The following is a 21,678-nucleotide window of genomic DNA, read 5'->3' as shown; positions in this document are numbered from 1 at the left end:
GCAAGGTATGACGACCGACACTCCCTCCTCCTGTCGTGTCGTTATACTGGGCGGCGGCACAGCCGGATGGCTGGCCGCCGCCTATCTTTCCCGCACGCTGGGGCTGAGCGACATCACGCTGGTGGAATCCAGCGAGATCGGCATCGTCGGCGTGGGGGAAGGCACCTTCCCCACGATCCGCGCAACCCTGGCCGGGCTGGGCATCAGCGAGGCGGAATTCCTCGTGCGCGCCGATGCCACGTTCAAGCAGGGCGTCCTGTTCGAAGGCTGGGCCACCGGCACCGACAGCTATTTCCATCCCTTCAACCTGCCCATCGGCGGCGAGGATGAAGCGCTGCTGCCGCACTGGCTGGCCGATACGAGCGCGCAGCGTCCCGCCTGGGCCGATGCCGTCACCGTCCAGGAGCAGGCGATCCGCGCCGGACGCGCGCCCAAGCGGCCCGAAGACCCTGACTTCTCCGGGCCGATGAATTACGCCTATCATTTCGACGCCGCCCGCTTTGCCGACTATTTGCGCGACATCTCCATTGCCGCCGGCGTCGTGCGGATCGAAGGCACCGTCGCCACTGTGCAGCGCCAGGCCGATGGCGACATCGGCGCACTGGACCTGGCCGACGGGCGCACGGTTGCCGGCGATTTCTTCCTGGACTGTTCCGGCTTTCGCGCCCTGCTGATCGGGCAGACGCTGGGCGCCGATTTCACGTCGTGCAGCGACAGCCTGTTCAACGACCGCGCGCTGGCGATGCAGGTGCCTTATGCCCAGCCCGGCGCCCCGGTGCGCCCCTACACGCTGGCGACCGCCCACGAGGCCGGATGGACCTGGGACATCGGCCTGACCACGCGGCGTGGAATCGGCTATGTCTATTCCAGCCGCCATTGTTCCGACGATGAAGCCGAGGCGACCTTGCGCCGCTACGTGGGGTCGCAAGGCGATGCGCTGAGCCCGCGCCAGCTACGCTTTGAAACCGGCTACCGTCAGCGCCAGTGGATCGGCAACTGCGTGGCCGTAGGCTTGTCCGCCGGGTTCTTCGAGCCGCTGGAATCGACGGGCATCATGCTGATCGAAGCGGCGCTGCGGATGGTCGGCGATTTCCTGGCCCCCAATCTCCTTGCCCCCGGCAACCGCGATGCCCGCAACGGCGCCGCGCGCAGCTTCAACCGGCTGATGGCGGCGCGGTTCGCGCGCATTGTCCATTTCCTCAAGCTCCACTACTGCATCACCCGCCGCAGCGACACCGCCTACTGGCGCGACAATGCAGACCCTGCGACCATTCCCGAACCCTTGCGCGACATGCTGGCGCAGTGGCGCCATCGCCCGCCGTCACGGTTCGATTTCGTGGTCGACCTCGAAACATTTTTGCCGCCCAGCTACCACTACATCCTCTACGGCATGGGCTTCGAGACCAGCATGCCCGGCGCGCGCCATCCCGGCGCGGCGCAGGCGCGCGAGGCATTCGCCCGCGTGCGCGCCGCCCATGCCGGCGCGCGCAGTGGCCTGCCCGATCACCGCGCCCTGCTGAACCACTATCACGCCCGCACCGCCGTCCCGTCCAGCAAGGTTTCCTGATGAGCTTTTCCAAGCATGCCGCCCTGATCACCATCCTGATGGCCGGTGGGGTATCCTTTGCCGCACCGGTTTGTGCCCAGCCGCAGGCAGCTACCGTGGCGCAGCCCTCGTCCGAAACCGCGTCCGAAGCGCGGGCGGACGCGCTGGTCAAGGCGATGACGCTGGAAGAGAAGCTCCAGCTGGTTCACAGCTATTTCCCGCCCCTTGCCAAGCCGCAGCCGCCGATCGCGATGATCCCTTCCGCCGGGCACATGCCGGGCATCCCGCGCCTTCGCATCCCCACCCTGCGCGAGAGCGACGCCAGCCTAGGCGTTGCCAACCAGATCGAGCAGCGCAAGGGGGACGTTGCCACGGCACTGCCTGCCAGCATCGCCACGGCGGCCACCTTCAACCCGCGCCTGGCCTATGAAGGCGGCGCGATGATCGGCGCGGAGGCGCGCGCCAAAACCTTCAATGCCCTGCTTGCAGGCGGCGTGAACCTGACCCGTGATCCCTGGAACGGGCGCAACTTCGAATATCTGGGCGAAGACCCGCTGCTCGCCGGCGTCATGGCCGGCGCGCATATCAAGGGGGTGCAGAGCAACGCCATCGTCTCGACCGTCAAGCACTTCGTGCTCAATGCGCAGGAGACCGGCCGCACCGTTCTCGATGCGCGGATCGACAGGGCGGCCTTGCGCGAAAGCGACCTGCTCGCCTTCGAGATTGCTATCGAGCAGGGCAAGCCCGGTTCCGTCATGTGCGCCTACAACAAGGTCAACGGCGACTATGCCTGCGAGAACGACTGGCTGCTGAACACCGTCCTCAAGCAGGACTGGGGCTACAAGGGCTGGGTCATGTCCGACTGGGGCGCGGTCCATTCCACGCAGAAAGCGGCGAACAATGGCCTCGACCAGGATTCCGGCCAGGAACTGGACGATGCGATGTATTTCGACAAGGCGCTTGCCGCTGCGGTCAAGGACGGCAGCGTGCCGATGGCGCGGCTGGACGACATGGTCCGGCGCATCCTGTTCGGGGTGATCGACAGCGGCCTCATGGACAGGCCCGTGCCCGACCGTGCCCAGCCGATCGACTATGCCGCCCACGCGCAGGTCGCCCAGCGCGCGGCGGAGGAAGGCATCGTCCTGCTCAAGAACGAAGGCGATCTGCTGCCGCTGGCCAGAACCGCGAAACGGATCGTCCTGATCGGCGCCCATGCCGATGTCGGCGTGCTGTCGGGCGGCGGCTCGTCGCAAGTGCGCTCGGTAGGCGGCGCGCCGGTGGAAATCCCGCTGACCGAAGGTGCGGCGGCGTCTTTCGCGCGCATGACGTGGCACGCGTCGTCGCCGCTGCGGGCGATCCGGGCGTTGGCGCCGCAGGCCCGCGTGACGTACCTTGATGGCAGCGATCCGCAGGCGGCGGCCAAGGCTGTTCGCGGCGCCGACATGGCGATCGTCTTCGCGTGGGCCTGGCGCACCGAGGCGCAGGACCCCGAAAGCATGGCGTTGCCCGAGAAGCAGGACGCATTGATCGATGCCGTCGCCGCCGCCAACGCGAAAACGCTGGTGGTGCTGGAAAGCGGTGGCCCGGTGCTGATGCCCTGGGTGGACCGCGTGCCTGCGGTGCTCTCGGCCTGGTACCCCGGCCAGCGCGGCGGCGAGGCGATCGCCCGCATCCTGTTCGGCGATGTCGATCCCTCGGGCCGCCTGCCGATCACCTTTCCCGCCAGCGTGGATCAGCCCCCGCGTAGCGAACCTGCGGGGCTGGCCGAGCTGCACGCCGCCGATGCCCGCCGCAAAGCGGGCGACAAGACCGTCTATGGCATGAGCGGCGGCGTTGCGCCCTTTACCGTCGATTACCGGGAAGGCGCTGATGTGGGCTATCGCTGGTACGCCGCAAAGCAGCGCAAACCGCTGTTCCCCTTCGGCTACGGGCTCACCTATACTCGCTTCCGCTACGCCAACCTGCAGATCAAGGGCGGCGGCGAACTGACCGTTGGGTTCGACGTCACCAACACCGGCAAGCGTGCGGGCGCCGATGTCCCGCAATTGTATGTGGAGGCGAAAAGCGCAGCGGGCACGCGCGCCTATCGCCTTGCCGGCTTCGAGAAAGTCAGCCTTGCGCCGGGCGAGACCCGCCATGTCACCCTCACCGTCGACCCGCGCGTGATCGCCCGCTTCGACGAGAGCGCGCCGGGCTGGAAGGTCGATGCGGGCAGCTATCCGGTGGTCGTTGGCCATTTCGCCGGGGATGCCGCGCTGAAGGGCACCGCCACGCTAGACGCCCTGTCGGCGCGGCCCTGATCGTGCGCGCCGATACGCCATGACCGGGTCCACTCATCAGAGCGAGATGCTGCTGTTCACGGTGCTGTTGCAACTGATCGTGATGATCGGCGCGGCGCGGCTGATGCACGGGCTGTTCCGCCGCATGGGACAGCCCGGCGTGGTGGGTGAGATCGTCGCCGGGCTCCTGCTTGGCCCGTCGCTTTTCGGGTATCTCTTTCCCGGGGTCTCTCTCGCCCTTTTCGGCGCGAAGCCGGAACCTGCGATCACGGTACTGAGCCAGATCGGGCTGATCCTGCTGATGTTCCAGATCGGCGGCGGGTTCGAGTTCAGCCGCCTGCAGATAGCCCGACTGCGGCGCACTACCATCGCCGTCGCCCTCGCCTCGATCCTCGTACCGTTGCTGGCAGGCATGGGCATCGGCAAGCTATCGGCCGCCAGTCTGGCGCCGGGTATCGATCCGCTCGTCTACAGTCTGTTCTGCGGCGTGGCGGTGGCGATCACTGCTGTGCCGATCCTGGGGCGCATCCTGGGCGAATACGGGCTGACCCGCAGCGACGTGGGCATCGTCGCCATTTCCGCTGCAGCGGTGAACGACGTTGCCGGCTGGGTGCTGCTGGCCGGGATCGCCGCGTTCGCTGCCGCGCAGCTTTCGGTGACGTATCTGGCCATCCACCTGGGCGGTCTGGCGCTGTTCGTGCTCGCCCTGCGCTTTGTGGCGGCGCCACTTTGCAACCGGCTGGTCGCCTGCATGCCGCTGCGGGATGGCGCCATCCCGCCGCATCTGCTGGCGATCCTGCTGATCGTGATCTTCGCGCTGGCGCTGTGCACGTTCGCGCTGGGGATCTTCGCGATCTTCGGCGGGTTTGCCGCCGGCCTGCTGTTTCATCGCCACCGTCCGCTGGTGGAGGCCTGGAACGCGCAAGTCGGGCACTTCGTGCTGGTCTTCTTCCTGCCGATCTTCTTCACCTTCACCGGCCTTCGCACCAGTCTGCTGGGCCTTTCCGCCGGCCCGGAACTGGCCTGGCTCGCCGCCGTCTGCCTGATCGCGGTGCTGGCCAAGATCGTCCCGGTCTATTGCGCCGGGCGCGCCAACGGCCTTGCCCATCCTGAAAGCCTCACTCTGGGCGCGCTGATGAATACGCGCGGCCTGATGGAGCTGATCGTGCTCAACGTCGGCTACGACCTGGGCTTCCTGCCACGATCGATGTTCACGATCCTGGTCGTGATGGCCGTGGTCACAACGGTTATGACCGGCCCCATCCTGCGCGCGCTGCGTGACACGCGCGCCCATTCCCCTCACACCCCCCACGCGCGGCCGCAGCTGTACGGCGCACAGGAGCGACCATGACCACCAACCGATCGAGCGCCTCTCTCCTGATCCTTGCCCTGATGCTGACGGCGATGCCGGGTGCCGGACGGGCCCAGACCCCATCGGCGGACCAGCCCGCCGCGTCGATCGCCAACCCGGCGATCTGGCCGAAAGTACGCGCCCGCCCTGCCCGCGATCCGGCGATTGAAAAGAAGATCGACGCCCTGCTTGCCGCGATGTCGATCGAGGACAAGGTCGCCCAGATCATCCAGGTCGATATCGGCTCGATCAAGCCAGCTGACGTCGTGACCTACAAGCTGGGCTCGATCCTCAACGGTGGCAACAGCGGTCCGTACGACGACGAATATGCCTCTCCGGCCAAATGGCTGCAGCTGGCGGACGAATTCTATGATGCCTCGATGACCCGCAGCGATGGTCGCCCGAAGATCCCGATCATCTGGGGCACGGATTCGGTTCACGGCAACAACAACATCGTGGGCGCCACCCTGTTTCCCCACAACATCGGCCTTGGCGCGGCGCGCAACCGTGACCTGATCCGCCAGATCGGCCAGGTCACCGCACTGGAAACCGCCGCCGCCGGGCTCGACTGGACGTTCGCGCCTACCCTGGCGGTGGTGCAGGACGACCGCTGGGGCCGCACATACGAAAGCTATTCCGAAGAGCCGCAGATCGCCGCCGACTATGCCGGTGCGATGATCGAGGGCGTGCAGGGCAAGGTGGGCACGAAGGAATTTCTTGCGCCCGACCACCTGATTGCCACGACCAAGCACTTCCTGGGTGACGGCGGCACCGGCGGGCGCGACCAGGGCGATACGCGGGTGCCCGAAACGGTGCTGCGCGACGTGCATCTGGGTGGCTATCCCGCCGCGATCGAGGCGGGCACGCAGTCGGTGATGGCCAGCTTCTCCAGCTGGAACGGCGAGAAGATGAGCGGCAACAAAAGCCTGCTTACCGGCGTACTGAAAGAGCGCATGGGCTTCGACGGTTTCGTGGTAGGAGACTGGAACAGCCACGGCCAGGTCAAGGGGTGCAGCAACGAGGATTGCCCGCAGGCGATCAATGCCGGGCTGGACATGTTCATGTATTCCGGCCCTGGCTGGAAGCAGCTTTACGACAACACCCTGGCCGAAGCGAAGGCGGGCACCATCCCGCCTGCGCGGCTTGACGATGCGGTGCGGCGCATCCTGCGTGTAAAGCTGCGCGCCGGAACGTTCGATCGGGGCAGGCCATCATCGCGCGCCTTCGCCGCCAAATTCGACGTCATCGCCTCGCCGCAGCACCGCGCGATCGCCCGCGAGGCGGTGCGCGAATCCCTGGTGCTGCTCAAGAACGACGGCGTGCTGCCGCTTAAGCCGGCTGCCAACATCCTGGTGGCCGGTGCTGCGGCGGACAGCATCAGCCAGCAGGCGGGCGGCTGGTCGATCACTTGGCAGGGCGCGGACCTGCCTAACACCGCCTTCCCCAATGCCACCTCGATCTGGAAGGGCATAGCGCAGACCGTCAAGGCTGGCGGCGGCACCGCCACCTATGCGCCGGACGGCACGTTCACGGCAAAGCCGGATGCCGCCATCGTCGTATTCGGCGAGCAGCCTTATGCCGAATTCAAGGGCGACGTCCCCAACCTGGAATACAGCCCAGGCGACAAGTCCGATCTGGCGCTGCTGCGCCGCCTCAAGGCGGCGGGCATTCCCGTCGTGGCGGTATTTCTGTCCGGTCGTCCGCTATGGGTGAATGCCGAAATGAACGCCTCCGACGCTTTCGTGGCCGCCTTCCTGCCCGGCAGCGAGGGCGGCGGGGTTGCCGACGTGCTGTTCGCAGGCGCGGACGGCAAACCCGCGCACGACTTTCGCGGCAAGCTGAGCTTCTCGTGGCCAAAGCGACCCGACCAGTACGTGCTCAATCGCCGCGACGCCGGCTACGATCCACTGTTCGCCTTCGGCTACGGCCTGTCCTACGCGGCGCCGGGCAAGGTTGCGCAGCTGGACGAAACCCGTCCCGCCGGCATGGCGGAGGCGACGCCCGGTGTCTTTTTCGGCAAGGGCCGCGTCCCCACGGGATGGTCGATCGACACGCAAATGGTCACGCAGGGCGGTGTCGACCGCCGCGCACAGGAAGATGCGCGCCGCTTCGTATGGGACGGCAAAGCAAGCGGCCGGGTCGCGATGGCAGCGCCCCGCGCCATCAACCTTGCGCGCGAAAGCAACGGCGAAATCAGCTTGGTCTTCGAATACCGTGTCGACACCAAGGCCAATGGGCCGGTCGCATTGGGCATCGAAAGCGGTGACAAGACGGTGTCCGTCCCGATCGGCAACACCCTTGGGCGCGCGGCGCCGGGCGAATGGACGCGCATGGCCGTGCCGCTGCAATGTTTCGCCAGCCGCGGCGCAGACATGTCAGCCATCACCGCGCCTTTCGTACTGAGCACCAACGGCCCGCTGACCATCTCGATATCCGACGTGAAGCTGGACTACGTCAGCATGCCGATGAACGCTTGCGGCGATTGAGGCCTGAACTTTCTACTTGAGCAGCGCTACCGCCACGCCCGCCAGCGCGTGCAGCACCAGGGCGCTGGCGACCAGCGTGCCGCTATGGCGCATTGCCCTTTCCAGACCGTCGCCCGAGGTGGTCCTGTCCTCGCGTTCCAACCGGGCGGTAGCGGCCCGGAGCAGGCGCGGGGCATCTGCGGACAATCGGGACAGCTCCAGCAGCAACGCTTCGATCCGCGCCGGCTCGGCCAGCTTGGTCAGGCGCGAGGCAACCATGCGGCCGCGCAGGGCGGTCAGCGCCTCGGACAGATCGAAGTCCGCCACGATGTTGGAAAGGACGCCGTCCATTGTCACCATGGCCTTGAAGATCAGCACCAGGTCGGGCGGGAGCACCAGGCCTTCCTTGCGCAGCAGCGGGAAGAAGTCGGCCACCATCGCGTTCAACACCAGGGCACCGGTGCCGTGGCGGGCGACGAGCCGCTCGGATGCGGCGAGCAGCCGCTCTCGCGGAACTTCGCCGGCTTGCGACCATAGCGCCAGCATGTCCGCCACGCCCGCAGGATCATTGTTGCGCAGCGCAAGGATGAAGGTCAGAAATTCGTGCTGGCGGCGCGGTGAGACGAAACCGACCGAGCCGAGATCGAGCAGGGCCAGCCGGCTGCCGCCATCCTTTGTCGCCGGCGGCAGGCACAGCAGGTTGCCGGGGTGCGGATCGGCATGGAAGCGGCCGTTGACGAGGACCATCTCCAGCACCAGCTGCGCGCCCAGGTCGGCGATGGACGAGGGGTCGATGCCCGCAGAGCGCAAGGTCTCGGGATCACGCGGGCTTACCCCGGCTATATAATCCATCACCAGCACGCCGCCGGAGCAGTGCTGCCAATGGATACGCGGCACGACGACACGGTCGATGTCGGCAAGATCGGCGCGCAGCAGGTCGGCGTTGCGACCTTCGCTGGTGAAGTCCAGCTCGTCCAGAATTTCGCGGCCCAGCTGATCGATCATGGCGGTGGGCATGATCCGCCGCGCCGCAGCGCTGTGCGCCTCGATGAGGGCAGCGAGGTGGCGCAGCAGGCGCAAGTCGGCCTCCATGGCGCGGCGGATGCCGGGGCGGCGGATCTTGACCACTACGTCAGTGCCGTCGTGCAGCGTGGCGCGGTGGACTTGCGCGATCGAGGCGGCGGCAAGCGGCGCGGTATCGAAGGCGGCGAAGGCGGTCTCCGGCGGCTCGCCCAGCGCGGCTTCCACCGCAGGGCGCAGGACATCGAAGGACAAGCGAGGCGCATCGCTCTGCAGCTGCTCGAAGGCGACGATCCATTCATCAGAGAGCATGTCGCGCCGGGTGGCAAGGATCTGGCCAAGCTTCACATAGGTCGGGCCCAGTGCCTCCAGGGCGCGGCGGGTGCGCGTCGGCAGGGCAGGCTCGTCTTCCCCCGTCCGATCGCCGCGCCCAGGGCTTGGCCCCAGTCGCGCCCACAGCGAATCCAGGCCGAAGCGGGCGATAATGGCGCTCACTTCGGCCATGCGCGCGCGATCACGCGCGGCGACGGTCACAGTTTCGAGGATCGAGGGCATGACAGGGGTAACCGACCGGCGATGTCCGGGTTCCTTTCACCACGCTCCGATCGGCAAAGCCGGTATTCAACGCTGGCGCCCGAGCACCGGCGCCACCTCAACGGCATGGCGCTTCAACGGCGGGCGCGAGCGGCGGAACGAAGGCGGCGTGCGGATCGAGGTGGAGACCAACCGCATCGTCACCGACCGCGCAACCGCACGTTCGCGGGGCTAGCGCTCGACGGTGAAATGAAGGCACGGGATGCCGAGCCGTGGTTCGGCGTGCTCGTGGTAGAGCTTGCCAGCGGCAGCATCGTCGCGTGGATCAAGCTGGAATGCTTCATCACCGAACCGTTCGACGTGGCGGTGCTGCTCGGTGTCGGTCGGAAACTGCTGGATGACCGGAGCAGCCCGACGATTGGCGTCCGATTTCGAAAGCCGCCCGAGGCGTCGGGTCAGGTTCGTTTTACCGATCGTGGATCGAAGGGACCAAGCCAAGGCGCTCGTCGTCTAGAGTTAGAAACAAATCTGCCCACGCTGGTATCATCCGTAAAATCTCAAGGCTACGACTTCCCATCTGATCCGCATGACGCGGATGAGGATGGAAGCGCTGACTAGAGACGAACGAAAAATGGCGCTCTGGCCGAAACCCCCGCCTCTGCACCACCGGCACCGGCATGGCGCAGACTCCCGCAGAGCGCGGTCCCTTCGGGCGATGGCAATCCGGAAGCGGTGCGCGCCCCGCTGCGGGCCTGCATGGCCGAAGGCGATATGTTCGAAGCCGTGTACGAAGCCGAACTGGACTGGATGAGCTAGTGAACAATAGGGTGCGCCATTAGCAGTCAAACCGTCGCTACCAAGACGCCGGCCCGAATGACATTCCGCATCTTAGACTACGCCTTGCGCGGATAGGCACTCGATCTTGCACCGATAGAGCATCCGGCTTATACGAACGTATAGCTATTGATAGGTGCCGCGATATCCAGCCAATTCGTTTGACGACGAATGATGCGAAAACGAAAATTCACTGCATTTCGATTACGGGGGGTAATCAATTGCAAGCATACAGATCCGACATCGATGGGCTGCGCGCTATCGCTGTAATTTCCGTCATAATAAATCATTTTTCGTCTAAGTTTCTCCCGGGTGGCTATCTGGGAGTTGACATATTTTTTGTCATATCCGGATTCGTCATAACCAGATCGTTAGAGAGCACAAATCGCGAAGAAACGTTCAGAGCGTTCATAGCGAGCTTCTATAGGAAACGAATTCGCCGGATCATGCCTGCTCTATTGTTGTGCGTGGCCGTGGGCAGTGTTGCGACGGTTCTAGTAAATCCCGATCCCTCACAGTCCCTCAAAACTGCCATAGCTTCCGTGGCCGGTATCGGAAACTTATATCTTTTTCATGCCGCTTCTGATTATTTTTCTAGCAGCACCAAGTTAAACAGTTTCACGCATACTTGGTCATTAGGTATAGAAGAGCAGTTTTACGTCTTCTACCCTGTTCTTTTTTGGATGTTCACAGCAAGTAAATTTCGGCAGCATCGCTACTGGTTCGAGGCAGTCTTGGGGGGCGCGTGTCTTGCATCCTTGATATGCTTCATCGTTTTTCAGGCGCAGCACTCAGTTGCCGTCTTCTACCTGCTCCCCTTTCGGTTTTGGGAACTGGGGTTAGGTTGTCTGATTGCGCGAGCGCGTCAGCCGCGCATCGGAAGCACGCGCCCAGTGGCGCCGGTGGCTGCGGGGCTGTTGGGCATTTGCCTCCTGTTGCCTGAACGGTTCATCATGCCGGCAACCATTCTCGCCGTGATGTCCACCGGCTGCATAATCCACTGGGGTGGGCGGTTATCTTTGATTGATCGGGCGCTATCGCTGCCAAAAATGCGATTCATCGGTAAGATCTCGTACTCTTTGTATCTTTGGCACTGGCCGGTCTTGGTGCTCAGCCGCTGGACAGTTGGCATCCAGTGGTGGACTGTACCTTTCCAAATTGCGGCGATGATAGGACTGGCAACTTTGAGCCAGCGGTACATTGAAACGCCTTGGCGAAAAGGCAGCGTTGGTGAGAGGCCGGGCCCCGTTATTTGGGCTGGCCTTGTGTCATCGGCAGCGCTGATCGCGGCCGTTGCTGTCCTGGCGGTCCCTTTGAAAGACAAGTTTTTCATGGGCCAACATGCCCCGCTGTCTCAACGGGGCCCGCAATCGCTCAACCAGCCTTATTCTATGGCCGGCTTTGGTGAATGGCGTGGAAGCGCGTGCATCTACCAAAGTGATGCGGATGCGGCTCGGCCCATAGATCCCGCATCATGCACCCTTGGCGCGCGCTCAGCGCAGCACCGCATGCTCGTGATTGGCAACTCCTATTCGGCCGCTTTCGTTCGTGGCTTCACATCTCTTGTCCGGGATCACGGGTTCGCTCTGACATTAGTGTCATCATGGGGCGCTTCGCCCACACCGTCGGTTCCGAACTACCGTCCACAAGCAAAGGCGAACGCGGCGCTATGGCATGATGTATACCCCGCTCTAGAAAAGTCTTTAAAGACCGGTGATGTCGTCGTACTTTTGAGCGACCTGATCGATCTTATGCCAGGGGGTATAAATCCTCACCCGGACCAAGCCGTCGCGCTCATGAAATCCGATCTTGAAAGGATGGGAGATCGTTTCCGCCGCCGGGGGGTGAAGCTCGTGGTCGTCGATAGCTTGCCGCTTGTGCGTGACTACAACTGCGCGCCAGACGCCGCGTTCAAGCAGTGGTATGCTCCCTCAGGGGGAACCTGTGTCTTCGAGCACCGAAAATATCATTTCGCCAGGCGCCAAGCAGTATCTGATATGCTCAGATCGTTGCATAGTCGGGGCTTGCTCTACCGGGTGGACCTGTTTTCGGTATTTTGTCCCGACGAAATTTGTTCATACTCAACGCGGAAAGTTAGCGCGCTCTATCGAGACGAATACTCCCATCCATCTGTTGAAGCGATGCCAGCGGTAGATCGTGCTTTCGTATTGAATTTCCAAAAGGCGGGTTTGATCAGATAGCCCGATTTCATGGCTCAGCTGTCGGCACGGCAGGCGGGCCTTGATAAGCTACTGACTTGTTGGCCACGCCTCTACCGTCGCCCTGTGCCTGCCGGCGCAGTCCCCATAGGTCGCGATAATCGCCTCTTCCCAGGTCCCCCTGTCGGGATCGACAAGCGACACGGGGGCGCCCGGAAGGTCAAGGCACCGCTGGCGCAGGTTGGCCTGCAGCTCGGGCGTCGGCGACCGCGTCGTTGAGCACGCTGACGGCAGCATCAGGAGCATCGCAGTCAGTGCTGACAGGGCGTTTCGCGGATGGTGCTTTCCCGCACCGTAGACTGGATTGATGCATCCTGCTTCTCCTGTTCGTAGGCGGTGGCCGCGCGATCGATGTTGGTACGGGCGGCATCGATCTTCTGGGCGGCGGCTTGCACGCCTTCCAGCACTTCGCTGTCCTGTTTCCAGTCGCGGACAGTCCAGCCGCTGACGCCGCCCGCAAGCAGCGCCGCCCCGGCGCCGGTGAGGAGCCAGCCTAAAGATATCGGGTTCATGGTTTGCTCCCCTGGTCGCAGGCTGACATCAGACCGCCAGACAATTAAATATCGTTCATTATGCGGGCGCATTAATTTGTGTAGGGTTGAGGAGCTTAGCGGACCGGGGGGCCAGCTTGATCAACGTAAAACGCATTCTCTGCCTGCTTGACCGGCATCGACCCCACCGCAAAGCGGAATGGGACGGCGATGATCGCGCGATCGGTAGACACGCCCGAGCGGCCTGTCTCCCGCCACCTACGCTCGGCGCGCTCGTTCATGATCGTCCTGAAGGCCGCGCCGAAACCGCGCGGCACATGCCCGCCGCCATATCCGCCCCGGATCAGCAGGGCGCGAAGGGTGTTCTCCGACATCGGTTTGAAAGGGTTGCGCTCGCTGGGGAAGATCAGCGGGAAATGCCCGGTGACCTGCCGGGCTGCTTCCAGCACTGCCGTGATAGCGGGACGATATGATCGCCATCCTCTTCGGCCTTGCTGTCCTCGTCGCCCTTCATGCGTCCAGAAGGGATCACCCAGCGCGGGTCTTTGCCATCGAGGTCGTGAAGCTCGTCCCAGCGTGCGCCGTGGACCTCGTTCGGTCGGACGGCCGTCAGGGCGATGAAGCGCAGGACTAGTTTCGTCGATGCCCGGCAGCGCTCGGCCTCACAGTCGACCATCATCTGGCGCACGGCGGCCAGCTGCTCCTCCGGCCCGCGCTTGCCGCCGATAATGGAGGCTGCTTGCGGGCCTTGGGTCGGTCTTTCAGGTTCGCGCGCAGACCAGCCGCCGGGTTTGTCTCGCATAGGCCGCCGCCGATACCGTAGGCGAAGACGCCTTCGCATCGCTGGCGCAGGCGCTGGGCAGTCTCAATCGCGCCGAGCCTCTCGACCTTCTGCAGCGCACCAAGTAATTTGGGAGCCTTGATAGAGGAGATCGGCAGATTGCCGATCTCCGGATAGATGTCCCGCTCCATGCTCTGAAGCACGTAAGCACGATGGACAGGCGACCAGCGCGCGCGGTGCACAGTCCAGTTGCAAGACGTCCGGTGGGACCATTTGCCCTCGCGTTCATCGCGATAGGCATTCAGCTCTCCAGCGACCAGCCGCTATTCAACTCCACCCAACGATCGGCCACGACGCGGAAGGTGTTCTCGACTTCAACGGTCTTGGCCTTGGCGGCAACCACCTTCTCGACGGCGGGGTCGCGGCCCTCGGCCAACATACCCTTCGCCTCGTCGCGCTTCGCCCGAGCGGCAACGAGCGTCATCACAGGATAAGTGCCGAAGGAGAGCGTCTTCTGCTGGGGCTTGCCAGGGGTGTTCTGGCCGAAGGTGTAATTCATCCGCCACGACCGCACGCCGGTCGTACTGACGTTCAAATAGAGCGAGCCCACATCCGCAATTTTGTAGGCCTTCTCGCGCGGCTAGGCCGCCTTCACCTTCGCGTCGTTCAGCATGATCCCGATACCATGGATCGACAGGCACGATACCATGTCGAATGCCATGGTATTGATTGCACGCCTATGCACCCTTAGGCATAGGCAAATGGCGGAGAGAGGGTGGACTTCAAATAACATTGTATTTATTGATAATATTTAAGATTATTTGCGTATATCTAATTTTGAGCATAACGTTTTTGCTGAACTTTGACACAGTTCCATGGTCTGCCGCGAACTTGATGGTACGTGACGCCCAAAGCTGGCGGATTGCCGCCTCCGTCGAATCTCATACGGATCGGCGAGGGTTTGCGGAGGTACCCATCTTCGACAACTCCGGCGGCGTCGGGTTGGGCTGCTGCTTGATCACTTTCAGGATGAAAGTGGCATGGTTCTCGATCTTCGCCGTGCGACAGTCGTCCCGTACCTTGCTAGCTGGCGTTCGATGCGCGAGCACTGGTTGCCGCCAGCGGATCGCGTTCGCCGCTCCGACCTCGAACCCCTGCGTCATCGATGCACGAATATCAACGTGAAACACATGCCCGCGAAGTTTTGTCAGCGTCGCAGCGGATAATTGGGAACATGCGTGGTAGCAAAATGCGCAATTAAATCGCGCATGCAGTATCGTTCCGCATACACCGGAATCCGCCATTTCCTTCGTAAAATAACCATGAAAAAGTGCGGGCATTTTCCGCAATTGCGTCCTGTATCGACCTCCTATTGTAATTTTTATTTGCACAATCATGCTTGCATTGGGTCAAATCTTCCGTAGCCTATGTAAATAACCGTATTCAGGGGCAAAAAATGAATCACCGCGTCGGGGGGAGCGCGTCGTTTAATCGGCGCGCGGCGAATCTGTTTCTCGGTTCTGCTTTGGCGAGCATGGCCGCTGCACTTGCTGTGCCAGCTTACGCGCAGGATGCTTGCGGGGCGCCTGTCGATGGCACGGTGACGTGCACGCCCGCCAGCAATCCTTATCCGAATGGTATCCAATATTATTCCCCCGCCGCAGATCCTGCACGCGATCCTGGGCTTGATCCCACGGCGCCCGTGCTGGACCTGACCGTGGTGCTGCAACCGGGCGTCCAAGTCGCGCCGACGAGCAATGTGCCGGGCGTGGCGCTGATCGGCTTCAACGATGGCGCAGTGACGCTCAATGCGGCTGACAATACCGCGATCGCGGTAAGCGGCACCGGTTCGATCGGCGTGCTGGGCCTGACCAATTATGGCGACCTGACGATCAATACCGACAGTATCGTCGCCAACGGACGCGCATCCACAGGCATCAATGCCAATTCCAACGAAGGCGCCATCACGATTAACGCCAACACCATTGCGGTGACGGGCAACAGCGGGGTGGGCATCAGCGCCAATTCCTATCGCGGCGACGTGACCATCGATGCGGGCACCGTGTCGGCTTCGGGTTACTACGTCGGCGGGATCAATGCCTATACCGGAAGCGGCAACATCGCGATCACCGCCGATCGGGTGAGCACGACAGGCGGCAGCTTCTACAATTACGGCTCTACCGCGATCGAGGCACGATCGGCGTACGGCTCCATCGCGATGGATCTGGGCACGGTATCGACCGAGGCGGACTATTCGAACGGCATCACGGCCGTATCGTTCGGCACCGATGGCGTGGTCGATATTCACGCAGACACGATCACCACCGCAGGCTTTGCCTCCATCGGCGTGCTGATGCAGGGCGCTACTGCCAACCTGTCGGTCGACAACCTCAGCACCAGCGGCGATGGGGCTTACGGCGCGGTTATGTTCGGCACTGGCCCGGGTGGCGTGAACTTCACATCGATCGGAACGGTATCGACCACCGGCGAGGATGCGATGGGCGTATTCGCCAAGGCATATGGCGGTGGCAGCACGGTCATCAACGTGGCCAACGTCACTACGCAGGGCGACAATTCCACTGCGGTCTATGGCTATTCGCAGTCGGGCGACGTAGCGATCACGGTCAACAACGCATCGACCGTGGGCAACAATTCTCCGGCGGTGCACGCAGTGGGCGTCAACGCCGCCGTCACCGTGACAGGCGCGGTATCGACGCAGGGCGTCAAGTCGGACGGCGTGATTGCGCTCGGCTTCGGGGGCAACGCCGATGTCGTCAACACCGGGTCGATCAGCACCAGCGGCGGTGGATCGCGCGGGATCTACGCAGGCGCCATTTATGACGTTTCGGTCAGCGGAACCGGCTCGGTGCAGACCAGCGGCTACGAGGCGACCGGCATCGAAGCCGTCAGCCTGTATGGCGGCATCAACATCGCAGCCGGCTCGGTAACGACGACCGGTGATTACGCAAGGGGCATACATGCCTATGCGATGAGCCCGAATGGCGGCAGCGACGTGTCGGTAAATGTGAGATCGGTCTCTACCAAAGGCGTCCTGTCAGACGGCATCGGGGCCTTGTCGCTCACCGGCAATGTCAACGTAACATCCACCGGGACGATCTCGACAGCGGGCGAAGGCGCGTTTGGCGCCTATGCCTTCAGCCTGCTGGGCGATGCCGCGATTACGGTCAACAACGTCACCACCACCGGCAACGACGCGGTTGGCGTGCAGGCCTATGGTTACAACGCCAGCGTCACCGTGAACGGCGCGCTTTCGACCAGCGGCACCGACGGTGCGTTCGGCTTCAGCGCTGACGGGGTGCAGGCGACGGGCTCGTTCGGGACCGCAACGGTCACCGTCAACGGTTCGGTCAAAACTTCCGGAGATTATGCCACGGGCGTTTTCGCGCGCGGCTATTACGGCGCCACCGTCACCAATTCCGGCACGATCACGACCAGCGGCGATTTCGCCAACGGCGTTAAGGCGCAGGCGGCCTACGGTCCGGCCGTCGTGGTGAACAACGGCACCATCGCAACATCCGGAGAGGGCAGCGCGGGTATCGTTGTCGAGGGTTACAGCGACGTTGCGGTGCGCGGCACAGGCTCGGTCAAGACGACGGGTAATTACGCCGCCGGCATTGCCGCATCCACCATCTACGGCACCGCATCGGTGGCGATGGGTTCGGTAACCACCACTGGCGCGGTCGCAACCGCGATCAACGCCTATGGCGCGCTGGGCACGACCGTGAACGTCGAGACCGTATCGACCCAGGGCGTGGATTCGATCGGTGTGCTGGCAGGCAGCTACGGCGACGTCAGCGTAACCGCAGGCAGCGTTTCCACCGCTGGCAACAACAGTGACGCGATCCGTGCGGCAACCTTTGGCGCAGGCAGCACCATCACCATCAATGCCGGCAAGCTGAGCACGACAGGGACCAACAGCAACGCGATTACCGCCCTTGGTTTCGGCGGGGACGTGAATGTCAATCTCACCGGCGCAGTCTCGGCAGCGCAGGATACTGCCGTCGTCATCCAGTCCGCCGGCAATGTCGGCGTGACCGTGGGGACCGCAGGCTCCGTCACCGGCGCGATCAACGGTATCGAGAGCGATGCCGTGGGCACCACCACGATCACCAACCGCGGCACGATCAACACCGGCAGCGGTTATGCAATCGTGGTGGCAGGTGGCCCGGCGGTGGTCGCCAACGCGGGCACCCTCAACGGGCGCGTGCTGCTGTCCTCGGGCAACGATCGCTTCACCAACACCGGGCTGTTCCACGCCAGCGCCAGCAGCGACTTTGGCGCCGGTAACGACGTGTTCACCAACACGGGCACAGTGCTTGTGGACGGCCCGGGCACCGCACCGCTCAACGTGACCTTCACCGGCTTGGAAACGTTCGCCAACTCCGGTTTGTTGGACTTGCGCAACGGCACCGTGGGCGACCAGCTGACGCTGCCGGGCACATTCACCGGATCTGGCGCAAGCACGCTGGGCCTCGACATCGCCTCCACCGCGGCGGGCGTGATGACCGCAGACCGGCTGAACGTGGGCACGGCGGCGGGGTCCACGCAGATCCAGCTTGGCGTGACCGGCAACGTATTCGTAACGCCGGGAGTGACGGTCGTGCAGGCATCGGCGGCATCGTCGGCGACCGCCTTCACGATTTCGCCGGCATCGGCCAATGTGGGCCTTGTCGCGCTGGATGTGGTGTATCGACCCACGACCTTCGCGTATCAGCTCGTCGGCACGCCGGGAGCGGGGGCGTATCGCGCCGCCAAGGTTCTCGAAGGCGCGCAAAGCCTGTGGTATCGCTCGGCGGACGCGGTAACGGCGCATCTAACCTCCGTGCGTGACGGGAGCTTCTCGAACGGTGCCAACGCGGGCGGTTTCTGGCTCCAGATGTCCGGCGGCGTCGACAAGAGGGACGACGCGCGCGCGGCCAGCCAGTTCGGCATTTCGCGCAGCTATGACCTTGGATACCGGCAGGACTATTTCGGCGGCCAGATCGGCTTCGATGTCGGGACGATGGGCGAAAATGGCGGCGTGGTCTTTGGCGTGACCGCCGGTTACCTGTCGTCCGCCCTGCGCTTTGAGGAGGCCACCCGGTTCCAGTACGACGTGGCCAATGTCGGTGCCTATGCATCGCTGCGGGCGGGCGGGTTCTTCGCCAACGGGCTGGTCAAGTATGACCACTTCTGGATCGACGCCAACGGGGGCTCAGCCGGTTACAAGGACCGCCTTGGCGGTGACGCGATCGGTGCCCAGGTCGAGGCGGGCTTCCGCCTTGGATCTGGCGGGTTCTTCGCCGAACCGGTGGCAAGCGTCGCGTACGTGCGTACCAGTCTCGATGATCTGCAAGCCTTGGGCCAGGTGCTCGACTACGACCGTGCCGACGGGCTGCGCGGCAAGGCGGGCGTGCGCATCGGCGGCACCATCGCGATCGGCGGGGGCAACATGCTCACCTTCTACGCCAGCGGCATGGCGGTGAAGGAGTTCAAGGGCCGGGACGGCGCGACCTTTGTCTCCGGACCGTATGCCTTGGCACTGGGCAACCGGCGCATCGGCACGTATGGACAAGGGACGTTGGGCATCAATGTAACGACGCCCGGCGGCATCAACGGCTTCATCGAAGGCACGCTTGACGCCAGCGGCAACTACAGTGGCGCAGGCGGCCGGGCCGGGATCAAGATCCCGTTCTGACCCGTCCCCGACAAGCAGGACTATATGACGGATACCGACAAGACCCCCGCGAACGGGCCGACCAACATATCGGTCTCTCGCGGGCTGGCGGAATGGCTGATCCGCAACCGCACGAGTTTCGCCTTCACCTCGTACCAGACGGGACAGCTGTTCCTGACCGGGGTGTTGGCGAACGGGACGATCTCGTTCAACCAGCAGAACTTCACCCGTGCGATGGGGGTCTGCTATCAGCCGGGCCGGCTGTATCTGGGCGCGCTTCATCAGGTCTGGCGGCTGGAAAACATGCTGAAAGCCGGGCAAATGGCCAACCAGCAGTTCGACATGGCACTCGTCCCACGCAACGCACAGACTACGGGCGACATCGACGTTCACGAAGTGGGCACCGATCAGGCCGGGCGCGTGCTGTTCGTCAATACCAAGTACAGTTGCCTGGCCACCCTGGATCTGAACCACAGCTTTCGACCGATCTGGAAGCCGTCGTTCATCTCGAAGCTGGCGCCCGAGGACCGCTGCCACCTCAACGGCATGGCGCTGCACGATGGTCGCCCCCGCTATGTCACTGCCGTCAGCCGCAGCGATATCGTCAACGGCTGGCGTGAGCGGCGGCACGAAGGCGGGGTGCTGATCGATGTGGAGACGGACCGCATCGTCACCGATCAGCTGTCGATGCCGCACAGCCCGCGCGTCGATGGTGCGAGCGTGCTGGCGCTCGACAGCGGGCGCGGGCAGATCATCCGCATCGACCCGCAAACCGGCGCCAAGACCGACATCGCGTTTTGCCCCGGTTTCCTGCGCGGCATGGCGCTGCACAACGGCCATGCACTCGTCACCGTATCCAAGCCGCGCAACGGGACATTCGCGGGCCTTGCGCTCGACGGTGAAATGCAGGCCCGCGATGCCGAGCCATGGTGCGGCGTGCTGGTGGTGGAGCTTGCCAGCGGCAGCATCGTCGAATGGATCAAGCTGGAAGGCTTCATCACCGAGCTGTTCGACGTGGCCGTGCTGCCCGGCGTGCGCTGCCCGATGTCGGTCGGACCGGACACGCTGGAGATTCGCTCGACGATCAGCTTCGATGAGACCGTGCGGCCGCTGGAATAAGACAGCGGATGGACCGCGTGATCACGCGCCGCTAGGTTTTCCTTCTTTTTGCCGGTGGACGGACAAGGGGCAGCTCGCGCAAGGCGGTATGTGTTTGCCACCGCCCGCGCACGGAGGTTAGGCAACTGTCCGACTTCGCCTGCGCCACCGGGCTTGTGAAGGATCGACGTTCCTAACCGATCCATCAACCATGGCACCGCCGCGGTCGCGTCGAGGATGCGCATCGCATCATCCAGGACAGCATGCGCGCAACAATATTCGCGAACCAGCATGCGCTGATTTTGGTGCGCGGCGCCGGCGCCGGCATTCGCCGGATCGACGCCAGCGGTGTTTTTGCAATTATTACCCCCGCCTTCCACAGGACAATGGTGTCTGCGCCGTCCGACGCACGCAAGTCCTCAGAAGCCGAGCCGACCATTCGACAAAGACATTGAAGGACATACGCCTGCGACCATCATCGCAAGCACGCTTCGCGCCGGGCGTTCGCGCCACCGTGGCCTTGGTGTAGGTGCAACAGGAATGCGCTTTCAATACGGCGGCTGCGTTTTTGCGCGCTGGGCGCGGGCGGCCTCGATCCACCAAGCCAGATCATCCGCGAAACGGGGGAACGCGCGGTCCAGAGCAGCACCGCCCTCGCCCGTCGGATTCGCATCAGCATCAAGCGCCTGACCGATCCCGCCGACTGCAAGCGCGCTGGAAATGACGACCATTCCCATTTCCGAAAGCGTCCCGTGCCACACCGTCGCAGCGCGTGCCCCGGCAAAGTGCCCCGCCGAATAGCTGACGACGGCGGCCGGTCGCCAGTACCATTCCTCCAGAAAGTGGTCCGTGAGGTTCTTGAGCCCCGGCTGCATCCCCCAGTTGTATTCGCCTGCGACGAACACGAAACCGTCGGCGGCACGGATTTTCTGCGCCAGCCGGTGCAGATTAGCAGGAGCCTCGCCTTCCGGATATTCCTTGTACATGCGATCAAGCATCGGAAGCCCGATTTCCCTGGCATCGATCAGTTCGACCTGTACACCCCGCTTCTGTAAAGCGCGAACCAGATAATGCGCCAGGCGAATACCTTGCCGATCGCGGCGATAGGAACCGTAAAACACCAATATACGGTCGGCCATCGTCATTCTCCCCCGATCAGCTGGTAAAGTGGCTGGACTACCGTGCAACGTCAATCTGCGTCATCAGCCGCATTTTGTAGCACTGGGACGACGAAAGCGACGCTGTTTCAAAAAGTCGAAGGTAGTACATTAGGGCGCGAACTCATAAATTGGGTTGAGCTGTCGGCATTGTCGTGATTCAGGCGCCCTTCGGAAACGGAGGATGTATGACGCGACGGCGGTATGAACTGACGGACAAGGAATG

Annotated in this window: 17 protein-coding genes and 1 pseudogene; 10 read left to right on the top strand and 8 right to left on the bottom strand. The window is 63.5% G+C overall.

The features are described 5' to 3' along the window. Window positions 1–7 precede the first annotated feature (7 nt). Genes ASE49_RS03180 through ASE49_RS03165 form a run of 4 tightly spaced genes read left to right on the top strand, consistent with a single transcriptional unit; the run spans window position 8 to window position 7,662 of the window. Window positions 8–1,567 carry a tryptophan halogenase family protein gene (locus tag ASE49_RS03180; protein ID WP_056768682.1) on the top strand — a complete coding sequence of 520 codons (1,560 nt, stop codon included), beginning with the start codon at window positions 8–10 and terminating at the stop codon, window positions 1,565–1,567. Beyond that, complete coding sequence (locus tag ASE49_RS03175) at window positions 1,567–3,846, top strand: beta-glucosidase family protein (RefSeq protein ID WP_156370073.1); 2,280 nt, start codon at window positions 1,567–1,569, stop codon at window positions 3,844–3,846. The genes ASE49_RS03180 and ASE49_RS03175 overlap by 1 nt, the downstream gene beginning before the upstream one ends. Window positions 3,847–3,865: 19 nt before the next feature. Then, a complete protein-coding gene (locus ASE49_RS03170) occupies window positions 3,866–5,176 on the top strand; it encodes a cation:proton antiporter (RefSeq protein WP_056768681.1) in 1,311 nt (436 codons plus the stop codon). Beyond that, window positions 5,173–7,662 carry a glycoside hydrolase family 3 protein gene (locus tag ASE49_RS03165; protein WP_056768680.1) on the top strand — a complete coding sequence of 830 codons (2,490 nt, stop codon included), beginning with the start codon at window positions 5,173–5,175 and terminating at the stop codon, window positions 7,660–7,662. Before ASE49_RS03170 ends, ASE49_RS03165 begins: the two co-directional genes overlap by 4 nt. A gap of 12 nt (window positions 7,663–7,674) precedes the next feature. On the opposite strand, the gene ASE49_RS03160 is transcribed toward ASE49_RS03165, so the two are convergent. Next, entirely contained in the window at window positions 7,675–9,216 is a 1,542-nt protein-coding gene (locus tag ASE49_RS03160) for an ABC1 kinase family protein (RefSeq protein ID WP_235522810.1), read from the bottom strand. Between ASE49_RS03160 and ASE49_RS18610 the strand changes: the two genes are divergently transcribed. The 3 genes from ASE49_RS18610 to ASE49_RS17605 all read left to right on the top strand — a co-directional run bounded on the left by ASE49_RS18610 (window position 9,215) and on the right by ASE49_RS17605 (window position 12,230). After that, window positions 9,215–9,430, top strand: a complete 216-nt coding sequence (locus ASE49_RS18610; protein ID WP_056768679.1) for a hypothetical protein — start codon at window positions 9,215–9,217, stop codon at window positions 9,428–9,430. The genes ASE49_RS03160 and ASE49_RS18610 overlap by 2 nt on opposite strands. Window positions 9,431–9,444: 14 nt before the next feature. Next, window positions 9,445–9,813, top strand: coding sequence for a hypothetical protein (locus ASE49_RS18605; protein WP_056768678.1), 369 nt, complete (start codon window positions 9,445–9,447; stop codon window positions 9,811–9,813). A gap of 377 nt (window positions 9,814–10,190) precedes the next feature. Further along, entirely contained in the window at window positions 10,191–12,230 is a 2,040-nt protein-coding gene (locus ASE49_RS17605) for an acyltransferase family protein (RefSeq protein WP_162234219.1), read from the top strand. A gap of 269 nt (window positions 12,231–12,499) precedes the next feature. Here the strand turns inward: ASE49_RS17605 and ASE49_RS03135 are convergent, their stop codons facing one another. The 6 genes and pseudogenes from ASE49_RS03135 to ASE49_RS18040 form a co-directional block, all read right to left on the bottom strand. Then, a complete protein-coding gene (locus ASE49_RS03135) occupies window positions 12,500–12,760 on the bottom strand; it encodes a hypothetical protein (RefSeq protein ID WP_056768675.1) in 261 nt (86 codons plus the stop codon). Window positions 12,761–12,855: 95 nt separating this feature from the next. Beyond that, window positions 12,856–13,113 carry a hypothetical protein gene (locus ASE49_RS03130; protein WP_156370071.1) on the bottom strand — a complete coding sequence of 86 codons (258 nt, stop codon included), beginning with the start codon at window positions 13,111–13,113 and terminating at the stop codon, window positions 12,856–12,858. 32 nt (window positions 13,114–13,145) lie between these two features. Next, the gene (locus ASE49_RS18045) at window positions 13,146–13,541 is read right to left on the bottom strand and encodes a hypothetical protein (RefSeq protein WP_162234218.1); all 396 of its coding nucleotides are present in this window, start codon (window positions 13,539–13,541) and stop codon (window positions 13,146–13,148) included. Between the two features lie 26 nt (window positions 13,542–13,567). Beyond that, window positions 13,568–13,711, bottom strand: a pseudogene (locus ASE49_RS18905) (phage integrase central domain-containing protein); the annotation flags it as partial. Window positions 13,712–13,821: 110 nt separating this feature from the next. Beyond that, the gene (locus tag ASE49_RS03120; RefSeq protein WP_268778236.1) at window positions 13,822–14,130 is read right to left on the bottom strand and encodes an Arm DNA-binding domain-containing protein; all 309 of its coding nucleotides are present in this window, start codon (window positions 14,128–14,130) and stop codon (window positions 13,822–13,824) included. A 331-nt stretch (window positions 14,131–14,461) separates the two neighbouring features. Beyond that, a complete protein-coding gene (locus tag ASE49_RS18040; RefSeq protein ID WP_156370067.1) occupies window positions 14,462–14,860 on the bottom strand; it encodes a hypothetical protein in 399 nt (132 codons plus the stop codon). Window positions 14,861–15,054: 194 nt separating this feature from the next. Here ASE49_RS18040 and ASE49_RS03110 point away from each other — a divergent pair, with 194 nt between their 5' ends. The 3 genes from ASE49_RS03110 to ASE49_RS18035 all read left to right on the top strand — a co-directional run bounded on the left by ASE49_RS03110 (window position 15,055) and on the right by ASE49_RS18035 (window position 20,750). Continuing rightward, window positions 15,055–19,218: a beta strand repeat-containing protein gene (locus ASE49_RS03110; RefSeq protein WP_056768670.1), complete on the top strand. Its 4,164-nt coding sequence runs from the start codon at window positions 15,055–15,057 to the stop codon at window positions 19,216–19,218. A 24-nt stretch (window positions 19,219–19,242) separates the two neighbouring features. Beyond that, entirely contained in the window at window positions 19,243–20,316 is a 1,074-nt protein-coding gene (locus ASE49_RS03105) for a TIGR03032 family protein (RefSeq protein ID WP_056768669.1), read from the top strand. A gap of 242 nt (window positions 20,317–20,558) precedes the next feature. After that, the gene (locus ASE49_RS18035; RefSeq protein ID WP_156370065.1) at window positions 20,559–20,750 is read left to right on the top strand and encodes a hypothetical protein; all 192 of its coding nucleotides are present in this window, start codon (window positions 20,559–20,561) and stop codon (window positions 20,748–20,750) included. A gap of 93 nt (window positions 20,751–20,843) precedes the next feature. On the opposite strand, the gene ASE49_RS03100 is transcribed toward ASE49_RS18035, so the two are convergent. Then, window positions 20,844–21,434 carry an NADPH-dependent FMN reductase gene (locus ASE49_RS03100; RefSeq protein WP_056768761.1) on the bottom strand — a complete coding sequence of 197 codons (591 nt, stop codon included), beginning with the start codon at window positions 21,432–21,434 and terminating at the stop codon, window positions 20,844–20,846. Between the last annotated feature and the right edge of the window lie 244 nt (window positions 21,435–21,678).

Source organism: Novosphingobium sp. Leaf2 (assembly GCF_001421325.1).
In the GTDB taxonomy this organism is placed as follows: domain Bacteria; phylum Pseudomonadota; class Alphaproteobacteria; order Sphingomonadales; family Sphingomonadaceae; genus Novosphingobium.
This window is presented reverse-complemented; position numbering and strand designations above follow the sequence as displayed.

Coding starts and splice junctions, on each gene's coding strand:
- ASE49_RS03180 (WP_056768682.1), top strand. CDS start 8: ATGACGACCGACACTCCCTCCTCCTGTCGTGTCGTTATACTGGGCGGC.
- ASE49_RS03105 (WP_056768669.1), top strand. CDS start 19,243: ATGACGGATACCGACAAGACCCCCGCGAACGGGCCGACCAACATATCG.
- ASE49_RS18035 (WP_156370065.1), top strand. CDS start 20,559: ATGCGCGCAACAATATTCGCGAACCAGCATGCGCTGATTTTGGTGCGC.
- ASE49_RS18045 (WP_162234218.1), bottom strand. CDS start 13,541: ATGCGAGACAAACCCGGCGGCTGGTCTGCGCGCGAACCTGAAAGACCG.
- ASE49_RS18605 (WP_056768678.1), top strand. CDS start 9,445: ATGAAGGCACGGGATGCCGAGCCGTGGTTCGGCGTGCTCGTGGTAGAG.
- ASE49_RS03110 (WP_056768670.1), top strand. CDS start 15,055: ATGGCCGCTGCACTTGCTGTGCCAGCTTACGCGCAGGATGCTTGCGGG.
- ASE49_RS03175 (WP_156370073.1), top strand. CDS start 1,567: ATGAGCTTTTCCAAGCATGCCGCCCTGATCACCATCCTGATGGCCGGT.
- ASE49_RS03170 (WP_056768681.1), top strand. CDS start 3,866: ATGACCGGGTCCACTCATCAGAGCGAGATGCTGCTGTTCACGGTGCTG.
- ASE49_RS18040 (WP_156370067.1), bottom strand. CDS start 14,860: ATGCCCGCACTTTTTCATGGTTATTTTACGAAGGAAATGGCGGATTCC.
- ASE49_RS03165 (WP_056768680.1), top strand. CDS start 5,173: ATGACCACCAACCGATCGAGCGCCTCTCTCCTGATCCTTGCCCTGATG.
- ASE49_RS03100 (WP_056768761.1), bottom strand. CDS start 21,434: ATGGCCGACCGTATATTGGTGTTTTACGGTTCCTATCGCCGCGATCGG.
- ASE49_RS03130 (WP_156370071.1), bottom strand. CDS start 13,113: ATGTCGGAGAACACCCTTCGCGCCCTGCTGATCCGGGGCGGATATGGC.
- ASE49_RS03135 (WP_056768675.1), bottom strand. CDS start 12,760: ATGAACCCGATATCTTTAGGCTGGCTCCTCACCGGCGCCGGGGCGGCG.
- ASE49_RS03160 (WP_235522810.1), bottom strand. CDS start 9,216: ATGCCCTCGATCCTCGAAACTGTGACCGTCGCCGCGCGTGATCGCGCG.
- ASE49_RS18610 (WP_056768679.1), top strand. CDS start 9,215: ATGACAGGGGTAACCGACCGGCGATGTCCGGGTTCCTTTCACCACGCT.